The 3,679-nt window shown below is 56.2% G+C and carries 3 protein-coding genes; 1 reads left to right on the top strand and 2 read right to left on the bottom strand.

The genetic code is table 11. The features are described 5' to 3' along the window. Positions 1-196: 196 nt before the first annotated feature. Positions 197-1,300, top strand: coding sequence for a LacI family DNA-binding transcriptional regulator (locus NNN71_RS24065; RefSeq protein WP_139815208.1), 1,104 nt, complete (start codon positions 197-199; stop codon positions 1,298-1,300). Here the strand turns inward: NNN71_RS24065 and NNN71_RS24060 are convergent. Both NNN71_RS24060 and NNN71_RS24055 read right to left on the bottom strand, forming a co-directional pair. After that, the gene (locus NNN71_RS24060; RefSeq protein WP_167576339.1) at positions 1,267-2,532 is read right to left on the bottom strand and encodes a DUF1479 domain-containing protein; all 1,266 of its coding nucleotides are present in this window, start codon (positions 2,530-2,532) and stop codon (positions 1,267-1,269) included. The genes NNN71_RS24065 and NNN71_RS24060 overlap by 34 nt on opposite strands. A 211-nt stretch (positions 2,533-2,743) precedes the next feature. Next, the gene (locus tag NNN71_RS24055; protein WP_271459531.1) at positions 2,744-3,553 is read right to left on the bottom strand and encodes a Cof-type HAD-IIB family hydrolase; all 810 of its coding nucleotides are present in this window, start codon (positions 3,551-3,553) and stop codon (positions 2,744-2,746) included. Between the last annotated feature and the right edge of the window lie 126 nt (positions 3,554-3,679).

Here is a 3,679-nt window from a genome sequence, read left to right as displayed (position 1 = left end):
CACTTCCACCGTTCTTGTATGGAAGTTGTTCTACCAATTCACCTTAGAAGACATGAAAGGTTGGGAAAAGCGGGTTTTGTGCACGTTTTTTCATGAATGACTGATATACATTACGTATACGTCTTTCATGCCTTGCCAAATAAGGCATTTTTGTCATGAAAATTCTTTCATTTTCGAATTAGAGACAGATCACAAAATGGAAAAGAAGCTGAAAATCGCCGAGATTGCTGCCCGAACCGGGCTGTCTGCCAGCACCGTTTCGCGCGTGCTGGCGGGTAAAGCGAATACCAGCGCTCGCGCCCGCGAGCAGGTGTTGACCTGCGCGCGTGAGCTTGGGGTGATGGACGGTATGGCGGCAGGAAGGATGTTGCTCAATAGCCTGATTGTCTTTGCGCCGCCGCGGGCGTTCGATGAGCGGTCCGACATCTTTTACTACCGTGTGATACAGAGCATCAGTAAAGCGCTCTCGCCACACGAGGTGCGTTTGCGCTACTGCGCGCTGGAAGAGAACGACAGCGATCCTACGCTGTTTTTGTCGCGCATGAACGAAGCGGAGACGCAGGCGGCCATTCTGCTGGGCATTGACGATCCGCATATTCACGATCTTGCCGCCGATCTCGCGAAGCCCTGTGTGTTGATTAACTGCCGCGATGAACGCATGCGTCTGCCGGCCATTGCGCCGGATCATCGGATGATTGGCGCTTTCGCCGCGCGTTACCTGTTTGAAATGGGCCATCGGGAGGTCATGAACGTCATGTGTCTGCGCCGTTACACCATGGAACAGCGACTGGCGGGCATTAAAGAGGCGTGGCGTCAGCACAACCTTGAGTTTCAGCACGAGCGCGACCTGCTGAATATCAGCAGCTTTAGCGCCAAAGTTGCCGAGGAAAAGGTTGGCGCGTGGCTGGATGCGCTCGATGGCCGGCCATTGCCGACGGCCTTCCTGGTGGGCGGTGATTTTATGGCGGCAGGGACCGTTAACGCCCTGCGTCAGCGCGGGCTGCGGGTGCCGCAGGATGTTTCGGTCATGAGTATCGACGGCTTCAACCTGGCGGCCATTGAGGACGTGCCGCTCACCGCGGTTCACGTGCCTCGCGATGAACTGGGCGTTGAGGCGGTGCAGATGCTGCAACAGCGGCTGATTCGTCCCGACGCGCCGGTAGGATCGTTACTGCTACATGGGCGACTGGCGGTTCGGGAATCGGTGCGGCGGGTGCGCCCCGGAAAAGGGCACACCGCCGTTGAACGGGAGGGGTTGTACGATAATCAGGCGTCGATGCCCAGCGCACGTTTGCCGTGAATATTGAGGTCGGCGAGCGTAAAGCGGCCCTGCCAGTCGGCTTCGTAGTCTTCACGCGGGAAGTCGCCCGGCGATGCGCCGCGTTCTAATGCCGCTTTCACCTTGTGGGCGTAAGCGAGGTTTTTTTCGCACATTGGCGCGGCGGGGATGTACATCACGTTCCCCCAGCCTTGCTGATTCTCCACCGGCGCCACCGAGTGGATCACGTCGCAGTGCCACCATACCGAATCACCGGCCTCCAGCGCCGGAATAGAGGTCAGTGCGCTTATCAGCAACGGGTGCCATTTCTCGGAGATCGGCAGCACTTTCCCTGGCGCTACGCCGCACAGTTCATCTTCTGGTACGTCATCGAGCAGCGGGCGCAGCAGCACATAGGCCATCGCTTCCGGAATCGGCACCACGTGCAGCAGCCCCTGATCCGGGATCATGTCCGACAGCGCCGTCCAGCCCTGGAAGGTGCGGAACACCGAGCATTTGGTGGTGTTATCCACGGTGTACTCTTCCACGTCAGTACGGTGCGCGGCGTTCCACGGATCGTACTGCTCGACGTTACCGTTAAAGACGCTGGCGAACACCTGTTGATAAGCCGGAAGTAGCCAGCGTTCCAGCGCGCCAGAATCGGTATGTGCTCCGAGCCCTTTAGAGGTGGTGCCCGGTGGGCGGCGGCGGATACGGTCCGGATAAATGACGCTGATATCCGGGTTAAACCACTGCTTACCCTCGCTTTCCACTTTCCAGAGGCGGTTGAGGAACGATTGGGCCTGCGCCATCTCTTCACTCTGACGCGCCTGCATTTGCGCCTGCGACCAGTAAATCGGGTAGATTTCCGGACGTGAGGCATCAAGTGATCCGAAAAAGCTATCGCCTGGCCCCTTATATACGTCATCGAAATGGTTGCGATCGAGGTAGTCGAGCATTGAACGATCCCAAGCCAGCGCTTGTTCACGCGGGAAGTGACCTTTAATCACCGCACATCCGCGGCGCTTCACCTCGGCGCGGGTGGCTTCGCTAATGTTGCCCGCCGCCAGATCGGCAAAGGGAATGATTGGCCACACCGGCTGTCCCTGCGCCTTCAGGGCGTTAATTTCCGCAACCCGCGCTTCAATGGTGGCGCTCAGACGGTCGAACACCGCCTGGACGTCGCCAATCTGCGCGCGTAGCGTTTGTTTCATCTGGCGAATGGCCGCTTTCGGGTCGGCAGGGAGCGTTTCGTGGGTAAAGGTAATCGTCATATCAACCTCGCAATCTTTCATTCGAAAGTAAAATGCATTACAGGTGATACTTTAAGTTAAAATAAAGTTAATGCAAGTTTAAATTTTTGCGTTAGATCACGAAGAGAAAGGAAGATGAATACGTAGGCCGGATAAGGCAACGCCGCCATCCGGCAATGTACACGGAGGCGCCTGATGGCGCTGCGCTTATCAGGCCTGCAAAGGAAGAGAATTAGAAGGGGGCGGTGCCGTCCAGCACGGACTGAATGACGTTCAGCGCACCGTCGTGGTTGTTGTCGTCGGTCCGGTAGTCCGCAATGGCCTTAATGCTGTCGACCGCATTGCCCATGGCGAAGGAATATTTCACCAGCTTGAGCATTTCGGCGTCGTTGCCGCTATCGCCAATTGCCACGCACTGTTGCGGTGAAAGCTGCCAGCGCTTCAGCAGGCGACTAATGCCGTTGGCTTTGTGCAGGCCGGGAATGATGAGATCGACAAAGCCGAAGCCGCTGGTGACGGGCTTCATAATGCCGTCGAGGGAGACGTGCAGCTTATCAATCAGATCGGGAATATCGCTGTCCGGGAGGTTCAGGGAGAATTTGAACATCTTATCGTCGACGTCGTGGAAGTTCGCCACGCGCTTTAAGCGGTAGTAGTGTTTGGACATCAGTTCGACCAGCGCATCTGGCGCGCTGTCGCTGATATAAGCACTTTCCAGACCGCAGGCGACGAAATACATCTGCGGATCTTTCAGCAGTTCGCCAATCACCGTCTGATACTCATGTTTTGTCAGCTCACCGTGGAAAAGCTGCTGCCCGTGCTCGTACACCAGCGCGCCGTTTTCCGCGACAAAAGAGATGCGATCCCGAATTTCAGGGAAGAAGGTAATCAGCTGGTAATACTGGTTGCCGCTGGCGACAACGAACTCAATGCCACGTGCTTGAAGCTGTTCAAACTGCGCCAGGAACCGCGAACGGTCGTAGGTCTTGGCGTCATTAAGAAAAGTTCCGTCCATATCGGTGACGATAACTTTAACGGTCATACGGGATGCTCCTGGTGTAACTTCGGCCAGAAACAATTTAATTACAATGTGAGATAAAGCACAAATTTATTTCANTTGAAAGAAAGGCGGTGGGTCGCTGTGCGCGTTGGACCCTCACCCCGGCCC

Source organism: Kluyvera sp. Awk 3 (assembly GCF_028069715.1).
Classification (GTDB): domain Bacteria; phylum Pseudomonadota; class Gammaproteobacteria; order Enterobacterales; family Enterobacteriaceae; genus Kluyvera; species Kluyvera georgiana_A.
This window is presented reverse-complemented; position numbering and strand designations above follow the sequence as displayed.